The 16,693-nt window shown below is 56.0% G+C and carries 10 protein-coding genes, 1 tRNA gene and 4 pseudogenes; 6 read left to right on the forward strand and 9 right to left on the reverse strand.

Translation table 11 applies throughout. The annotated features are described in order from the left end of the window. Positions 1 to 92 precede the first annotated feature (92 nt). Positions 93 to 374: a hypothetical protein gene (locus GYN01_RS01410; RefSeq protein WP_048365689.1), complete on the forward strand. Its 282-nt coding sequence runs from the start codon at positions 93 to 95 to the stop codon at positions 372 to 374. Here the strand turns inward: GYN01_RS01410 and GYN01_RS01415 are convergent. Together GYN01_RS01415 and GYN01_RS01420 are read right to left on the reverse strand one after the other, a co-directional pair. Continuing rightward, positions 371 to 2,734 carry a DNA polymerase II gene (locus tag GYN01_RS01415; protein ID WP_048365688.1) on the reverse strand — a complete coding sequence of 788 codons (2,364 nt, stop codon included), beginning with the start codon at positions 2,732 to 2,734 and terminating at the stop codon, positions 371 to 373. The two genes, GYN01_RS01410 and GYN01_RS01415, sit on opposite strands and share 4 nt — an antisense overlap. Positions 2,735 to 2,764: 30 nt before the next feature. After that, the gene (locus GYN01_RS01420; protein WP_203306487.1) at positions 2,765 to 3,118 is read right to left on the reverse strand and encodes a hypothetical protein; all 354 of its coding nucleotides are present in this window, start codon (positions 3,116 to 3,118) and stop codon (positions 2,765 to 2,767) included. A 143-nt stretch (positions 3,119 to 3,261) separates the two neighbouring features. Here GYN01_RS01420 and GYN01_RS01425 point away from each other — a divergent pair, with 143 nt between their 5' ends. Both GYN01_RS01425 and GYN01_RS01430 read left to right on the forward strand, forming a co-directional pair. Continuing rightward, a complete protein-coding gene (locus tag GYN01_RS01425) occupies positions 3,262 to 3,468 on the forward strand; it encodes a hypothetical protein (RefSeq protein ID WP_203306488.1) in 207 nt (68 codons plus the stop codon). 603 nt (positions 3,469 to 4,071) lie between these two features. After that, entirely contained in the window at positions 4,072 to 5,787 is a 1,716-nt protein-coding gene (locus tag GYN01_RS01430) for an amidase (protein WP_048399624.1), read from the forward strand. Between the two features lie 191 nt (positions 5,788 to 5,978). Here GYN01_RS01430 and GYN01_RS01435 read toward each other — a convergent pair. Continuing rightward, positions 5,979 to 6,053: transfer RNA gene (locus GYN01_RS01435), tRNA-Gln, on the reverse strand. 380 nt (positions 6,054 to 6,433) lie between these two features. Further along, the gene (locus GYN01_RS01440) at positions 6,434 to 8,719 is read right to left on the reverse strand and encodes a hypothetical protein (RefSeq protein ID WP_203306489.1); all 2,286 of its coding nucleotides are present in this window, start codon (positions 8,717 to 8,719) and stop codon (positions 6,434 to 6,436) included. Positions 8,720 to 10,308: 1,589 nt separating this feature from the next. Here GYN01_RS01440 and GYN01_RS01445 point away from each other — a divergent pair. The 3 genes and pseudogenes from GYN01_RS01445 (at position 10,309) to GYN01_RS01455 (ending at position 12,349) form a co-directional block, all read left to right on the forward strand. After that, positions 10,309 to 11,145 carry an MliC family protein gene (locus GYN01_RS01445; protein ID WP_203306490.1) on the forward strand — a complete coding sequence of 279 codons (837 nt, stop codon included), beginning with the start codon at positions 10,309 to 10,311 and terminating at the stop codon, positions 11,143 to 11,145. A 151-nt stretch (positions 11,146 to 11,296) separates the two neighbouring features. Beyond that, positions 11,297 to 11,551 (forward strand): annotated as a pseudogene (locus GYN01_RS01450) (transposase domain-containing protein); the annotation flags it as partial. Between the two features lie 279 nt (positions 11,552 to 11,830). Continuing rightward, a complete protein-coding gene (locus tag GYN01_RS01455; RefSeq protein WP_048365682.1) occupies positions 11,831 to 12,349 on the forward strand; it encodes a cysteine hydrolase family protein in 519 nt (172 codons plus the stop codon). Positions 12,350 to 12,923: 574 nt separating this feature from the next. Here GYN01_RS01455 and GYN01_RS22605 read toward each other — a convergent pair. The 5 genes and pseudogenes from GYN01_RS22605 to GYN01_RS01475 form a co-directional block, all read right to left on the reverse strand. Then, complete coding sequence (locus GYN01_RS22605) at positions 12,924 to 13,802, reverse strand: methyl-accepting chemotaxis protein (protein WP_420850374.1); 879 nt, start codon at positions 13,800 to 13,802, stop codon at positions 12,924 to 12,926. 54 nt (positions 13,803 to 13,856) lie between these two features. Further along, positions 13,857 to 14,546, reverse strand: a pseudogene (locus tag GYN01_RS22610) (methyl-accepting chemotaxis protein); the annotation flags it as partial. A gap of 465 nt (positions 14,547 to 15,011) precedes the next feature. After that, positions 15,012 to 15,431: pseudogene (locus tag GYN01_RS01465) on the reverse strand (DNA adenine methylase); the annotation flags it as partial. A 206-nt stretch (positions 15,432 to 15,637) separates the two neighbouring features. Beyond that, positions 15,638 to 16,021 (reverse strand): lysis system i-spanin subunit Rz, encoded by a 384-nt coding sequence (locus GYN01_RS01470; protein WP_420850375.1) that lies wholly within the window; start codon positions 16,019 to 16,021, stop codon positions 15,638 to 15,640. Continuing rightward, a pseudogene (locus GYN01_RS01475) lies at positions 16,020 to 16,645 on the reverse strand (phage late control D family protein); the annotation flags it as partial. The gene GYN01_RS01470 and the pseudogene GYN01_RS01475, both read right to left, overlap by 2 nt. Positions 16,646 to 16,693 lie beyond the last annotated feature (48 nt).

Raw genomic sequence — 16,693 nt, forward strand, 5'->3', positions numbered from 1 at the left:
GGGCGTCGGTTAGCGCGGGATTTGCCAGACTTGCCCCGGCAAAAAGGAGTACCCTGCCGCCCTGCTCAGAATCCACCGCACACGGAACCCCCATGTACCCCAACGCTGACCGCTACAACCCTGACACCGAGTACGCCAACAAACTGGTCGACCGCATCGGCCAAACCCCGGCCTGGATTGCCTCGCGCATCGGCGTGACGGAAAAGCGCATGCGCTACATCCTCGCCGGTTCACGCACGATCAAAAACGACACCACCGAGATTTTCATGACCTATGCAGAGCAGTTCTGCATGGAGTGCCTGGCCGTTGAAGCCAAGGCCGCCAAAGACCGCGCCAAGTCCAAAGCCCTGGCTGATGCAGCCGACAAGGCTTAAAACAGTCCCAGTTGCCCGCCGACCAGCGCACTGAAGTCGTCATCGACGAACACCAGAATCGCATCCGCCACAGGCTGTAGCTGACGCGTCAGGTAGTGGTCGTAATCCACCGCAGCGGTCAGGTTTTCCAGGGGCTGTGGCCCGGCCACGGTAATCACGTAGCGGATGCTGCCACCACGCTGATATTGGCGTGGCCGCCCGTGCTGGTCGTTGTAGTCATCGGCCAGGCGCGCCGCCCGCACGTGGGGCGGCACGTTGCGTTCGTAATCACTGAGCGGGCGGCGCAGGCGTTTGCGGTAGATCAGTAATTCGTCATGTTCGCCCGCCAGGGTACTGCGCACAAAATCGCGTACGTAGTCCTGATACGGCTGACGCTTGAAGATGCGCTCGTACAGCGCCTGCTGAAACTGCTGCGCCAACGGCGACCAGTCGCTGCGCACGGTTTCAAGGCCCTTGTAGACCATCTCCAGTTGACCGTCGGGGCGCTCAATCATCCCGGCGTAACGCTTTTTACTGCCCTCTTCAGCCCCGCGGATGGTCGGCATCAGGAAGCGTCGGTAGTGGGTCTCAAATTGCAGTTCCAGCGCGCTGCTCAGGCCATATTGCGCCTGAACATGGGCCTGCCACCATTGATTGACGTCGCTGACCAATTCACGGCCGATACGGCTGGCGTCGGCTTCGCTGTGTTCACTGCGCAGCCAGACGAAGGTGGAGTCGGTGTCGCCGTAAATCACGCTGTAACCCTTGGCTTCGATCAGCGCACGGGTCTTGAGCATGATCTCGTGACCGCGCAAGGTGATCGACGAAGCCAGCCGGGTGTCGAAGAAGCGACAGCCACTGGACCCCAACACGCCGTAAAACGCGTTCATGATGATTTTTAGCGCTTGGGACAGTGGCGCATTCTTTTCACGCTTGGCCACTTCGCGGCCGTTGGCCACGCGCTCGATGATCGCGGGCAGACAATGCCGGGTGCGGGAGAACCGTGCGCCGCGAAAGCCCGGCACCGACGCTTCATCGCGCGGATCGCGCAGGCCCTCAACCAACCCCAGCGGGTCAATCAAAAATGTGCGGATGATCGACGGATACAGGCTCTTGTAATCGAGCACCAGCACCGACTCGTACAAACCCGGCTGGGACTCCATCACAAAACCGCCGGGGCTGGCCTGGGGCGGGTTGTCGCCCAAATTGGGCGCGACAAAGCCCTGGCGGTGCATCAATGGCATGTACAAATGGTAAAACGCGGCCACCGAGCCGCCACTGCGGTCCGCTTCCAGCCCCGTCACTGAGGCGCGCTCCAGCAAAAACGTGAGCAGTTCGGTGTGTTCGAAGATACGCGTGACCAGTTCACAGTCTTTAAGGTTGTAACGCGCCAGCGCAGGTTTGTCCTCGACGAACATGCGATTGATCTCGTCCATGCGCTGATACGGCGTGCTGATGTCCTTGCCTTCACCGAGCAGGGTTTGAGCGACGTTTTCCAGGCTGAACGAGGGAAATGACCACGTTGCCGAACGCAACGACTCAATGCCGTCGATGATCAGACGGCCCGCCGCACTGGCGAAGAAATGGTTGTTGCGCGAGCCGTGCTCACGCCATTGCATTTCGCTGGCGCCACGCCCCAGCAACAGCGGGATGCCCAGACGTCGCGCGTGCTCATGCAACACCCGCATATCAAACTGGATGACGTTCCAGCCGATAATTGCGTCCGGGTCGTGCAGGGCCATCCATTGGTTCAAACGCTGCAACAGCTCACCACGACTGGCACAGAACTCAAGGTCGAAATCGACAGCGCTGTCGGTCTCAGAGGCCTTGCCCAGCATGTACACCTGTCGTTGGCCGCAGCCTTCGAGGGCAATCGAGTACAGGTCGCCTTGCTCGCTGGTCTCAATGTCCAGCGACACCAGTTTCAAACGCGGCCGGTAGTCGGGGTGAGGTTTGATTTGCGCATTGAGCAGCAGGCCATCAGCCTGCACCTGGCCGCTGAAACTCACGGGGGCTGTAATGAAGCGCTCCATCAGGTAGCGTTCCGGGGGGCGAATGTCGGCCTCATACACATCCAGTCCGGCACGCCGTAGCCGCTGGGCGATGTCGATCAACTGCCCGTGCTGCTGGCAATAAAGCCCCACCACCGGGCGCGATTGAAAGTCGCACAAAGCCAACACGCGAAACTCAACGTTGCGTTCATCCTGCAACAACGCCTCAGCCTGCTCGCGCTGCTGGGCCGGGATGAATGCGGTCGAGGTCTGATACGCCAGCCGCACCTGTTGCGGCCCCTCATCGGTGGCCAACCAGAATTCGACTTCGATGCCCGACGGCGTATCGCGCCAATGACGGGTCAGCACAAAACCCTGACGCAGGCTCACGGGGTCAATCTCAGCGCCAACGTTGCGACGTTACAAGCACGTGGCCAACGCGGCCAGACGGCGCAAGGCCACGCTGTCATCGGGTTTGACGGCGTAGTAGCTGGCCCCGGTCCCCGTGCCTTGAGGTTGCAGGTCAGCAAACGACTCGGCGCCACGGGTATACACCGTCATCCGGCCGTTGTTAGCGTTGTCCATGTAGCCACTGGCATCTACGCCGTAAACCGCTTCGTCTTGCCACGCAAATTGAACACACTGAGCCACCAGCGGTGTCGGTTTGTCGGACATCAGCACGCGAAACGGCTTTTGGTTGCGGGCCTCGTTCATCGCAGATGAAACACAACCGGCCAGCAGGGCCAGGCTCACAGCGCCAATCAGCATTCGCATCACGTATCCCCTCAAAAATGGCAAGCACGATAGCACGCTGATAGCGCGGTTTCATTTTCCCTGCGCACGCGCACCGCCCGTCATTAAACAGTGATGTAGCTCACGACAGGCTGTCGCCCAATGCCTTGAACCGGGCAGTGGCGATGGGTGATGCGATCGACTTGGGCTTGAAACCGCAGGGCAAAGCCTACGAGCAATGGGAAGAACGGCTCAAGCGCCAACCTTTCAACCGTGAGGCGCGGTTGTGGCTGATCCAGTTCTCTCTAGAGAACGGCGAGGAGTCCAAAGCGCAGTCGATGCAGCAAGTGTGCAAGACCATCAATCCTGAAGATGTGGCGCTCAAGCACTGAGCAGATGCAGGGTAAGCCTGTGTTTGACGGCACAACGGCTCTCACGCGATAACCGGATCCACGGCTGCCCGCTTTTGGATCCAATAAAAATCGCACGCAAAAAAAAGCCCAAGTAGCTGATGGAAACTTGGGCCTTAAAAATGCATAAACCGTGGTAGGTGAACGCGGGGCGATCTTACCTCAGCGTTACAACTCGTAACAAGATATTTTGCATGAATATTTTCAATTTATTACTGATCTAAGTCATTAAATAACCACATATTTTTCATTAGATTAGACTTATAAGCCCATTCCACTTGTCCATAAGCTGAATCTTTTCAGCAGGTTATGCAGTCGGATCCAATTTGCAGGCTTATTTCACCTTTGGCCTTGACTCATCGAGGCTGCGCTAGAAGCGGGGATTTATCCCGAATGTGCATCGCAGATGGCCTAACCGCCCACGGATTAGATAAGCTCTGACCCCACGTTCAGCCCCTGTTGTGTGAGCCGTGCAATGAGAACCGATATGACAAGCCATTTTGAGCAACACAATGCCTCTGAAACCCACTGCAGGCCTGATGAGCGCAGTCTCCTGTCCACCTCCCGATCAACGGGGGGGAAGGCATGATCGAAGTGACTGAAGTATCGATAGCCCAACTGCGCGCCGCGCTTGAGTCGGGACAAACGACTGCCGTAGCGCTGGTCGAGGCATTCCTGGCGCGCATCGAAGCCTATGACGGTCCAAACACCGACGCCGCACTGAATGCGGTCGTGGTACGCAACCCGCAAGCGCTCGAAGAAGCTCAGGCAGCGGATGCCCGTCGCGCAGAAGGTAAGCCCCTGGGGCCGCTGGACGGTATCCCCTACACCGCCAAAGACAGCTATCTGGTCAAAGGGCTGACCGCAGCCTCTGGCAGCCCGGCCTTCAAGAACCTGATTGCTTATCGCGATGCCTTCACCATCGAGCGCCTGCGCGCTGCCGGTGCCATCTGCCTGGGCAAAACCAACATGCCGCCCATGGCCAACGGCGGCATGCAGCGCGGTGTTTATGGCCGCGCCGAAAGCCCCTACAACGCGCATTATCTAACCGCACCGTTTGCCAGCGGCTCCTCCAACGGCGCAGGCACAGCCACCGCCGCCAGCTTCGCAGCCTTTGGCCTGGCTGAAGAAACCTGGTCCAGCGGTCGCGGCCCGGCATCGAATAATGGTTTGTGTGCCTACACCCCCTCGCGCGGTGTGATTTCAGTGCGTGGCAACTGGCCTTTAACCCCGACTATGGACGTGGTGGTGCCCTTCGCCAGAACCATGGCTGACCTGCTTGAAGTGCTCGACATTGTGGTCGCCGATGACCCGGATACCCGTGGCGACCTGTGGCGCTTGCAGCCGTGGGTGCCGATCCCTCGCGCATCTTCAGTGCGCCCTGCTTCGTATTCACAACTGGCCGCAAGCCCGCAATCGCTTGCCGGCAAGCGCTTCGGTGTGCCCCGCATGTACATCAACGCAGACCCTGAGGCAGGCACCGCAGAAAAGCCAGGCATTGGCGGCCCCACCGGGCAAAAAATCATCACCCGCGTTTCTGTGATTGCGCTGTGGGAGCAGGCACGCAAGGCGCTCGAATCGGCCGGGGCACAGGTGATTGAAGTGGACTTCCCACTGGTGTCCAACTGTGAGGGTGACCGCCCAGGCGCACCGACGGTTTTCAATCGCGGCCTGGTATCAAAAGCCTTTATGCATGACGAATTGTGGGAGCTGTCGGCCTGGGCTTTCGATGACTTCTTGCGTGCCAATGGCGACCCAAAACTGAATCGGCTGGCCGATGTCGACGGGCCGAAGATTTTCCCGCACGACCCCGGCACCCTGCCCAACCGCGAAGACGATCTGGCCGCCGGCATGGACGAATACGTGAAAATGGCCCAGCGCGGGATCACGCCGTGGGACCAGATCACGACGCTGCCCGACGGTTTACGCGGACTGGAACAGACACGCAAAATCGACCTCGAAGACTGGATGGATCACTTGCAACTTGATGCGGTGATCTTTCCCACCGTGGCCGACGTCGGGCCGGCCGATGCCGACGTCAACCCGCAATCTGCCGACATTGCCTGGAGCAATGGGGTATGGGTGGCTAACGGCAACCTGGCCATCCGCCACTTGGGCGTTCCGACGGTGACCGTACCCATGGGCGTGATGCAGGATATCGGGATGCCGGTCGGGCTGACATTTGCCGGGCGCGCCTACGATGATTCGTCATTGCTCGGCTTGGCCAGCGCGTTTGAGGCCACGGGCTCAAAGCGCATGATCCCGCCTCGCACCCCACCACTGAGCAGCACCCAGGCATAACCACCACGGGATTGGCGTGCGGGCACGCCAATCATTACTGATTAAGGCTTCAAGTGCGCAATAACACTTGGCCATGACAGCGCAAACAGCGCGTGCTGAACAAGGATATAAATAGAGGAGGAGATAAAACAGACAACGAAATCACCTGACGCAGAGGCGCTGGTGGTTCGAATAAATAAGCTTGGAGAAAATGGCAGGGGCGGCTGGATTTGAACCAACGCATGGCAGGATCAAAACCTGCTGCCTTACCGCTTGGCGACGCCCCTGTATCTGTTGCGACGAGTGCTTGGCACTCTATTCCTGGTTGTTCTGCGCAGGTGGCATATATGCCCTCTGCAGCAGGCCATGTGATGACCTGTCCAGGAATGCGCGCAAATTTACCAACATTTGTTTCATCTGGGAACCCCCAAACGTACAAATTTATTAAAAAACAGCTACTTAGTGCAAAAAACCTGGCATATCTTCGTTCAGAGCACTTGTAAATACGTGTCCGCGCACTGCAAGAGAGGCGATCACGATACGGCGTTGCCTTGAGCCATCACGCTCAGGCAACGCCTTAACACGCTAGTTCTGGGGTACGACTTGGGCATCACTGCCCGCCCCCTCGATGTAAACGCTCATACCGGGCTAATGCCGTGATGAATGTCTAGTCCTTCTGCCCCTCCAGCACTTTTATCCGTGCCCACAGCCGCTCTATCTCTAATGCTTGGGCTTCTAGCATTTCTATCGCGATGGCTTGTGCTTCCACCAAATGCGGAACGTACTCCTCATACCCCATTGACCAGACATCAAGCCCGCCGGTATCTGCGTGATGGCTTACACCCGTGAACGTGATGCCTATCTTTTTGGCAAGCGCGCTAACCTTCTGCGCAGGAAAACCCGCATGGAGGGATTTTCCGGCTTTAGACCCATCTGGTTTACCGCTCGTATACTGCGCCCGCAGGTCGTATCTGTATTGAATCGCCATGCCTTTGTGAGCACGAATAAACTCATATGATTTTTTTAGCGGCTTCACATCCGTCGCATCACGCTCATCCGCGCGAATTTGAAGAGCCGCGAACGCGTACGGGACCGTACCGAACGCGCCCAACTGAACCTGGTTATCCCCGGTCGCAGCAGTGCTCGATCCAAGCAGGGTACAACCGTTGAAAGCGTTTGGAGAAAATCCTGCCAGGGCGCCTAAAAAAGTGTTGTTGATCCCGGTACTGCCTGCACCCGCCTGAGTGCCGACAGACGTAACATATTGGGCACTGGCCTCAGAATAAGCGCCAACGGCCACTGATTTAGGGCCTGAAGCAACCGCAGACTCGCCAATGGCCACCGTTCTGTCACCACTTGCCATGCTAGAAGCTCCGACAGCCACGCAAGGCGTGGCACCTGTCGCCCTAGAAGATGAACCAATGGCCACCGAAAATGGCGACGAAAGACTCAAGGAGCCGCTTCGCGCCTGGAAACCAATGGCGATGGCGTTGTCACCTGCGGCCAAGGACTCTCGCCCCACGGCCGTTGTATTGGCATAGGTGGCATAGGCAACCCCATTGCCGTAACCGGCATATGCCCCCACATAAGTGTTACCCGACCCGGACAAGGCCATCATTCCAGCGTTGGAGCCTTGGGCAGTGTTGAAGTTACCCAGCAGCAGATTTCGCAATGAGTACCAACCAAACGCACTGTTATCTGTACCGGTTGTATTCAGACCTAGCGACCAAAATCCCGTCGCTGTGTTGGCCGAGCCTGTGGTGTTATTGGTTAGGGATTTGTAGCCAATAGCTGTCAGCTCTCGGCCTTTAGTATTGAGTTTTGCAGCCGAGTACCCTAACGCAATGTTGTTTGATGTTTCGTTGAATTCAAGTGCGTAGGTCCCAATCGCGGTGTTCTGGTCACCGAACTGATTGGTTGCCAGAGCTTTGGCGCCAATCGCAAGGTTATGCGCAGGGGTTTGAGGTAATCCATCGTATTTAAGGCTGGCAAGTGTGTATCTATCCCCAAATGCAATGTCGTTTCGACCATAAGCGCAGGCCTTGAAACCAATCGGATTTTTTGGCCCGTTCTCTGTACCCGCTCCCGCCAGGGCAAACATCGTCTCCGCCACAGGCACAAGGGATAACGAATAGACCCGGCCGCCCCACAAGGCATCACTCTCTATAGACACCGTTGCGAACGCCGTCCCACTCGTCGCGTAGATGAAGTTGTAGGTATTGGCGTCAATGGCGCGGTTATTTTCGACCCCTTCTGTTTTGATGGGCGCTGTTGAAAACAAGTAGCCCGAAGGCTGATCAGACATTATCGGCGCGCCGTCGAACTTGATATTCAAGCAACCTGCAACTTCGGTCTGAAGCACAACGGTCACCATGTAAAGCGAGAAGTCTGAGCCGGCGGGGGAAGCGGTCGTTGTCAAACTCCCCAATGAGCCTGAGGCATGATAGCCCGAAGCATCAAAATTCACTTTGGCGAACACAGTAAGTTCGGGCAGCACGTTGTCACCGTTCAGCGAGTAGTCACGGGTGTTTTGAACAACGCCTCCCATGGCAAAGTAACTGTTTTCGCCAACACGCCTTAGTACATCCGCCACCGTCTCAGAGTTATGCCCCAACAACAGCGAACCCTGCGAGCCAGACAGATGCTGCACTTTTGCAATCTCTTCGTTTGGGCCGACATAAATAATGTTGTCTGCTGTATCAGCGAGGTCCTCAGCGCTGGCGACACGTTCAGCTATAAGTTTTTCAACAGAGTGTTTAGTCGCTACATCCTGCGGGTCAACAGGGTCTTTGACTGAGGTAATGCGGCGATTCTGTGCCTCGTAATAGTCACGCCCAAACGGCCGCGTCAAAGGCAGTCGAAAGAGTGCAAAACCTTGCTGAACTAGCCGGGCCAATCTGCCAAGCAGGCCTGTGTGCGTCTTGTGCATTAACGTTCCCTCGTTACGTGACATAGCCTGCTGATAAACCGCTCTATCCCGAAATATGATCAATTACCCTGGGCCAGCCAGAATCTCTCTGGTCGTGATGCTCGCGTCATTATCATGACCCACGCCGGTGACCGTGTAATGCAACCCCATCACCAGATTCGAACTGCCCCCTCGGGACGGGTATACATAACTACCAGATCCTTGCTTTGCAGAAACTTGAAATAAAACGGGAGTTGTTAACGGCCCCATTGGCCACAAACGCTGCACTGCAATCAATCGTGTTCACACTCACCGTCGTGCCTCCTTTAAAACAGGCGAGATCATGGCTGCCAATTATTTATGTATTGAGCGTAGCGCTTAGTTATCCAGTGAGGCGTCAATATCTGGCAAACGGTACGGCGTCATCGTCCCTCATCCCCGTAGCGGATTTTGACCTTGGCCAAGTCATCCGTGGCAATGCATGACTACAGCCAATACACAGTGGGCCCGGACAGGTGCCGTACGGCATGGTCATGCGGCGATCTGCAAACCAGTAACAAAGCACGGAGATTTTGCTAGGCAAACCCAGCACTTCACCGTAGCCGCTGGTCAAGCCCAGCACTTCACCGTAGCCGCTGGTCAAGCCCAACGACTGCAACCATGGTCTGGCGCAAGGCAGATGAATCAAGGGGCGGCACGTGGGGTTTAAGGGGCTTCGCTTGACCTCTTCGGCGTAGCCCCGACGCCTGAAAACGGCTCTACTTTCAGGCCACTCACCGTCTCAACTGCATGGATGAGTCCTCTTTAGCAAGTAGCAGCTGTCCACAGGCTAGATCGATTCATTGCTCTGGACTGCTTTTCTGCCTGCAAATCAGTTCCTGATACAAACGCTCCCTACCGACGTTACGGCACTGGCGGTTGGAAATCTGTTCTCGCTGGCAAGTGCCAAGGCCTGTTCTTCGCCCAGCGGAGCAACGTTAAAGAACGTGCGCACATACTTGCCGTCATACTTGAGCGTCTGAGCCACCCAATAGGTCTGCTTGCCACCTGAGCGCTTGTATACACCACATAGCCGCTCGTGTTGCTGCTGTGGAGGATGGCTGAGCACCATCTCGTCCCTGAACGTTCGTGCTGCCTGATACGCCATCGCCTCACCACCGTATTTAAGAAACGAAAAAGTCTGATGGATTTTTTACCGCGGCCTAAATTGATGACCACTTGCCAGGATCTGTAGCCTTTGGGATGGACATGCAGGACCAGTCCAAAGCCATTGAAGAATATGGTCGGGACGGAGTGATTCGAACACTCGGCCCCTAGCCCCCCATGTTCGAGCGTAAATTTCGTAACTCACTGTAATTAAACAAATAATCTATTTATTTTGGCAGAAAGAAATCACTGATTTTCGTGCATTGGCAAACGGTAAACCGTGGGCTGTAGGATGGGTTTTGTGCATGCTTGTATATGTGCCCACCGGACCACCTTAAACTAAAGCGAGTAATAGTGTGTGAGCTACTGCTTTCCGCTAAGAACTGGCGTAGGTCTTCAGCTAAATCGAATATTTTTAACCGAACGCTGGGGAAGGAATCATGCTTAGGCCGGGTCTTGGCAACTGCTTAAATCAAAAAGGACAACGCATGAACAAATATCTGGTTTTGTTGTTGGTTAGCGCCACAGGCGTTGCTCAGGCTCAATCGATATGCACTCACCAATGGTATGAATCGATCGATAAGATACTGCATACAACTGACGGGCAAGGGCATGGGCCGGATATAGGCTCCGATGAATGGAAGTCGGTGATCGAATTCAAATTAAGGGTTCGCGATAGGCCAAATGTCCCTGAACGAAGCTCCGATCAGTGGTGCCAATACATTGATCAGCAAATCAATGGGATGCAAGGGGCCGAGGGCAGTACGAGGAAATCGTCAACAGCCAATGTGACGCCTGGCCCTTCTTACGATTGCGCAAATGTGAAACCCGGCGCTATCGAAGCGATGATATGTGAGGACAAGGCGTTATCCGCGCTCGATCTCAATCTGTCAGTCGTTTATGACAGCGCAAGAATCAAGGCCGGTAACGAGCATCCCCCACGGCTTAAAGCAGAACAACGTGGATGGATAAAGGGTCGCGACGATTGCTGGAAGAGTGATGACGTCGGTGCATGCTTGCGCATAGAGTACCAGCGTCGCATCGCCGAGTTGCAAGCACGGTACAGACTGGTACCGGAAATCGGCCCTTTCTATTACGAATGCGAAGGAAAGCCTGCCAGCGAGGTTTCTGTCATGTTCTTTAAAACCGATCCGCCGACATTAATCGCGGAGCGTGGCGACAGCGTATCGCTCATGTACCAGCAGTTAGGTGGCAGTGGCTTAAAGTATCTTGGGCGCAATGAAACGCTCTGGGAACAGCAGGCCAAAACTATAATCACTTGGGGATACGGGGCGCCCGAATTACATTGCAAAAGAAGGTCTTGATCAGCGGTTTAGTCAGCTGGGTAATTGCATTTTGGCGAAAGCTAGCAAGTAGCCTGAGGCCGCTTTCGTTAAAAGATGAGGCCTGCCAAAAATAGACGGTCGTGATCTGTTACCTGCAAGGATTGGCAGATCTCGACCAACATCTACAGATGATGACGGGGCCGTACCCATAGACAACTGGGCAGAGAACCAGATCCGGCCATGGGTTCTTGGACGCAGGAACTGGCTCTTCGCAGAGTCATTACGCAGCGGAAAACGCATGGCGGCGATCATGAGTCTGATCCAATCGGCGCCTCCGAACGGGCATGATCCGTATATTTACTTGGAGGATGTTCTCACGCGCCTTCCGACGCAGCGGGCGTGTGACATCTACCAGTTGCTGGCGCATAACTGGCAGCCCGCTTGAGTTAGACAAGACCTGATTTCCGTAAACTTACACGACCCCATCCGCCCAAAGCACTCACTTTAGGATCCTGGCTGGTCAGCTCGCTGCGATATTGCTAGTGTCGATCAATGAATACCTATTGCCTCACCTCGACGACCACGACCACGACCACGACCGCTGAAAGCGGAGCGTGCGAGGTTTCGTGAGCCAATAGCAGACGAACTTCAAAGGCCCGCCAGTGATGGACAGGGCCTTTTTTACGCCCTTGTGTCGCTGGCTCAAACGCAAGGAGATGCACCCATGTACGCCCTGTTGATACTCGATATCCAAGTCGGGCTTGTTCACGGCCCGGAAAAACTATGGCGCTGCGAAGAGTTGCTGGAAACACTGAATACCTTAATGGACAAGGCACGCAGTGCAGGCGCTCCGATTTTTCTCGCGCGCCACATCGGGCCCGCTGGTTCTCCCATCGAACCAGGCAGCCCGCTAACGATGGTTGCACAAGAACTGAAGCTGTTGGGTGGGGAAGTGGTGTTCGAAAAACGGCGGCCCAATGCCTTTGAAATGACCGACCTAGCTGACAATTTGCGCTCTTGTGGCGCCACCGGTGTGGTAGTCACTGGGATGAAAACTCAATACTGCGTCGACAGCACCTGCCGTGCTGCTCGTGATCTTGGCTTCGATGCGGTACTCATCGCCGAAGGCCATACCTGTTCAGACACGCCAGTGATGAAAGCTGAGGACATCGTTAACCATCACAATGCAACTCTTGACGGCCCGTTCTGCAAGCTAGTTCGGACTGAGGAGTGGAGCTTCTAGCAGAGCCCGAAAGTGCGGGAGTGCGGGAGTGCGGGAGTGCGCGTAAATTGCCGTAAGCACTGGCACCCTACGTGCATTCCCGCACGCCCTGAATGAGACGTTGAGTGCCTGCTATGGGACGATTTTACTGATGGAAAATTGCCCGAGGTGCTGCGCTTCAGACTACGAACACCGCAACACTTGGTGATGGGCGGCAGATGTGTTGCCGGAACGCTTCGACTTTGGGTGCCTGGCATGACCATTTTCAAGGGTGCCAGAAAGCCTTGACTGAATCTGACCTGCGGTCACTTGAAAAGGTTTGGCAGCGTTACGCAGTTACAGCGCTTGAAAGAGCGGAGACCCAATTATTGGACCTGGCGCAGTTGCTGGCACAATTACTTGGCAAAAAACTGCCCCAAGTGGCACCAAAAAAAGCATACGTTTAGTAGATTAAGTCTCATCGCCCGAAGGTTACACAAATGCTGAGAATCTTTGGTCAGAGCATTTGCCCCATATAAGGCTATGACTAAATACGGGGCTCGGTCTTCTAACATGGCAGCTCTGCCTGAAGCCGATCTAACCACTAACGGTCCGGCTAAGCACTCAGACGTGCCGTCACTTTATTCAACTGCCCTGATAACCCGTGAAGGTTCCGGCTTGCCGCTTCGGTGCGCTGCATGTTGTCCAGGTTGGTACTGGCAATCGTGGTGATTTCGGTGAGGTTGCGCGAGATGTCTTCCGCCACCGAGGTTTGCTCTTCGGCAGCGGTGGCAATTTGGCGATTCATGTCGCGAATGGCTTCCACAGCATGGGTGATACGCTGCAGCATCGCTCCGGCCTCATTCACTTGCGCGACACTTTCTTCACTGCGCGACTGGCCACTTTCAATGGCCTGAGCCGCGTCCACCGCGCCGATTTGCACCGTTTGGATGATCTGGTTGATTTCGATGATCGACGCCGCCGTACGCTGGGCCAGGTTTCGCACTTCGTCGGCCACGACCGCAAAACCGCGTCCGGCTTCACCGGCACGGGCCGCCTCTATCGCCGCGTTAAGCGCCAGCAAATTAGTCTGCTCGGCGATGCCGCGAATCACTTCCAGCACCTTGCCTATGCGGCCACTATCGGTTTCCAGCCGACGGATGACCGTGGCTGTGTTAGCGATCTCGCCACGCATTTGGGTGATGGTGTGAATGGTGCCCCGCATGACTTTTTCGCCATGCTGCGCGGATTGGTCGGCATCATCGGCGGCGCGTGCGGCATCGGCTGCGTGACGAGCCACTTCCTGGGCGGTGGCGGACATTTCGTTCATAGCCGTAGCCACCTGATCGGTACGGTTGAACTGCTCGTTAGTGCCGCAGGCCATGAGACCGGCGATGGCGTTTAACTCGCCACTTGCGCTGTCCAGATCCTTGGCGCTGCGCTGCAAGCGGTTGAAGGTTTCGGCGAGAAAGTCGCGCAAAGTGTTGGCGGCCATGGCTAGTTTGCCCAACTCGTCTTCACGGCTGCTGGCCACGCGCTCGGCAAATTTCCCTTGGCTCAGTTGCGCCACGTAGTCGATTAGCTTGCGGATGGGGTCAACCAAGTTGCGGTTGATCAGCCAAAGGCTCAACAGGCCGATCAACAAACCCGAGGCGAGCATCACGATAATCCCCAGCATCACCGTGCGATTGGCAGCGGCGCTGATCAGTGTAGATTGCTCGGTGCCCTGCTTGCGCAGTTCGCCAACAAGTTCGCTCATCTGATCGCTGGTGGTACGGTCAACTCCTTTGACGGCGGCGTCGCCTGCAGTGGGGTCTGCACCCGCGGCAATATAGGCATCGCGACCTTTCTGGTAAGCGCTGCCCAACTGACGGTGTTCGTCACGCAGGCGGTCGATGCGGGTCTTGAGTTGGCCGTCCAGTCCTTTCTGGTTAGCCAGTTCGCCAAGGATCCCCTGTACGTCGCGCTGACGGTCTTCGAATTGCTTCCAATATTTATCCAGCTCTGCCGGCTGCTTGCCCCGTAGTAATACGTTTTTCCATTCCTGAACCTGCACCTTGAATTGCAGGTTGGCCTCGTCGATCAATTGCGAAGTGTGCAGCGGGCCTTCGATTAAGTTGGCGTAGTTTTGCACGCCGTTGGACAGGAAATGAAAGCATGCTAAAGCAATCAGCAACATCGCCAACAGGCTGCCGCTCAGCAGCGCGAGGATTTGAGTTCTCAGGGATTTTTGCAGCATCGGATGATACTCATGACAGGAATGAAGTACGCCTGGTTAGGCGTGAAAGACGTCCAAACATCCCTGTCTGCGATTCCGGTTCGTGGCCGGAGCCGCGCAAACTAACACCTACGTCATCGGCGTGCCCGAGCGGTTCTTGAGGGGAGTCCGACCGCTGGTGCCTTGTCAATTCTCGGTTATCGTCCTCCCGATGATTTCCGTTGGTTTGGAGATCAGATGAATGACAGCTTTTGGCCGATTCTGTTGAAAAAGTCGGCCATGCTTTCCAACGCAGAAAAGTACGCGCCTGAGATTGAAATCAGAATTTTGGGCAGAAGGTTCAGGCCTCGGATTTCACGTGACAACGTACAAAACAGGTGTTTTCGCCCATCCATATTCGAGTGTTTGGGGAAAATCGAATTTTTCAACAGAATAGGCCGATGGCAGCCCTTCGTCACGGACTGCTAGCGATTCCATCTATACACTCTAAAACAACCCTCCCAAAGCCTCCGGCACCCAATTCATAACAATCAGCTCCCCCGTCACCTCAGCTTTCCCCTGCCGCTTATTCGTGGTTGTGTAGTGGATCTCAGTCGTCTCAAAGTGAAACCCTTCAAACACCCGCCGAATGTCCGGATGGTCATTGATGCTGACCATCACCTTCCCTTTACAGCGCCGCATAAAATCAGCCATGCGCTCGTAGTTTTCAAACGGGAAGTCCACGCCGTAGTCAGCGGTCTGCCAGTAAGGCGGGTCCATATAGTGGAAGGTGTGTGGCCGGTCGTAGCGCTCGGCACATTCAAGCCAGGGCAAGTTTTCAACATAGGAGCCGGACAACCGCTGCCAAGCTGCAGACAGATTTTCTTCAATGCGCAGCAGGTTGATTGCCGGAGCGGTGGCGGCGGTAAAACGGTCGGCCAGCCGGCGTTTGCCGCTCATCCAAGGAATGATGGGTGAGGACATTGTTTGCAAGAGCTTTACTGTATGAATAGACAGGTACCAGGCTCGCTCCGCTTTGTGCACGGAGCAGGAGCCTTGACTGGGCTTGCAGGGCTAATCTGCGGGTTTGGTGGCCGGGCTGGATGTTGACGCATCCCGCTCGGCCGCTCCTTTTATTTCGTGCCTGATACTTCTTTGGCGTAGGCCTGACAGGCCTGCAGCGCGATCAGTCCTTGGTCGCCTTCGCCGGTGATTCCGATAATTCGTTGAGCATGCGCCGGGTCAAGTTTGGCTCGACGGGGTGCATGAACCACGCCGCCGGGGCCGGTGGTGGCTTGCATTCCGTCACTACCAGTTGCGCTGGTAGCGTCGAGTAGGACTGACAGCCGCAGGTCAGCAGTAGCAAGGCGATCACGCAGGCGGGCTTGATGAGTTTTGGCATCGGTCAAGGCTCGATAGTGGGCTTGATCGCTGGCTGCCAGCCATTGCTCCAGGGCGAATCGCTTGCCCTGTTCCGCAAGGATTAACGCTGAGTGGGTGTTGGCCAGATCGGACAGGGGCTTCGTCGTAGTCCAAAGTGACGATGGCCAACTTGCCGGTTTTCTTGTCTTGGTGCTTGGTGCTGACCGCCCTGTGCGCGCTGCGATCACCCAGCCGGAACTGCCAGCGACTGACGTCGCTGCGGGTTAGAGTGATTGAGCCCAAGGCTCTGCCGCTCGCACTCTGACCGCCTTGACGCTGCATCACCAGCAGCTTGCCGTCCGCCACTTTGGCGGTGCAGTCGAACTGCTTGGAGAGCCGGGTGATGAAGTTGAAGTCGGATTCGCTGAGCTGGTCAGGCTCACCCCTTCCCAACTGCCGCTGCGCGTGGTCTTGCCACCGCCGCGCATGTCGCTGGCTTTACCCCGGATCACCAGCGTATCGGGTGGACCGGACAACTCGACCTCATCCACGGTGTAGCGCCCGAGGCTGGCTAAGGCGGTGCCGCTGTAGCCGAGGAATACTTCAATGTTGGCTCCACGACTTGGCAATGACACGGCGCTATGACGGTCATCGATGCGCAGTTCAAAGTCGTCGGAATCCATGCCGGGTTTGTCAGTGGTTCACAGTAAAAGCAGGCGGTCGTTGATCAGCGTGGTAATGTCGGCACCGTCTGCGACGATGCGGAAAGTTGGGGTCATGAGTAAACTCCAGAAACTAAAAAGCCCGCATGAGGCGGGCTAAATAAT

Source organism: Pseudomonas weihenstephanensis, from assembly GCF_016812185.1.
Classification (GTDB): Bacteria; Pseudomonadota; Gammaproteobacteria; order Pseudomonadales; family Pseudomonadaceae; genus Aquipseudomonas; species Aquipseudomonas weihenstephanensis.

Excerpts from the sequence above, each read along its gene's own strand:
- GYN01_RS01420 (WP_203306487.1), bottom strand. The coding sequence starts at position 3,118 with ATGCGAATGCTGATTGGCGCTGTGAGCCTGGCCCTGCTGGCCGGTTGT.
- GYN01_RS01430 (WP_048399624.1), top strand. The coding sequence starts at position 4,072 with ATGATCGAAGTGACTGAAGTATCGATAGCCCAACTGCGCGCCGCGCTT.
- GYN01_RS01445 (WP_203306490.1), top strand. The coding sequence starts at position 10,309 with ATGAACAAATATCTGGTTTTGTTGTTGGTTAGCGCCACAGGCGTTGCT.
- GYN01_RS01455 (WP_048365682.1), top strand. The coding sequence starts at position 11,831 with ATGTACGCCCTGTTGATACTCGATATCCAAGTCGGGCTTGTTCACGGC.
- GYN01_RS01425 (WP_203306488.1), top strand. The coding sequence starts at position 3,262 with ATGGGTGATGCGATCGACTTGGGCTTGAAACCGCAGGGCAAAGCCTAC.
- GYN01_RS22605 (WP_420850374.1), bottom strand. The coding sequence starts at position 13,802 with ATGGCCGCCAACACTTTGCGCGACTTTCTCGCCGAAACCTTCAACCGC.
- GYN01_RS01440 (WP_203306489.1), bottom strand. The coding sequence starts at position 8,719 with ATGTCACGTAACGAGGGAACGTTAATGCACAAGACGCACACAGGCCTG.
- GYN01_RS01410 (WP_048365689.1), top strand. The coding sequence starts at position 93 with ATGTACCCCAACGCTGACCGCTACAACCCTGACACCGAGTACGCCAAC.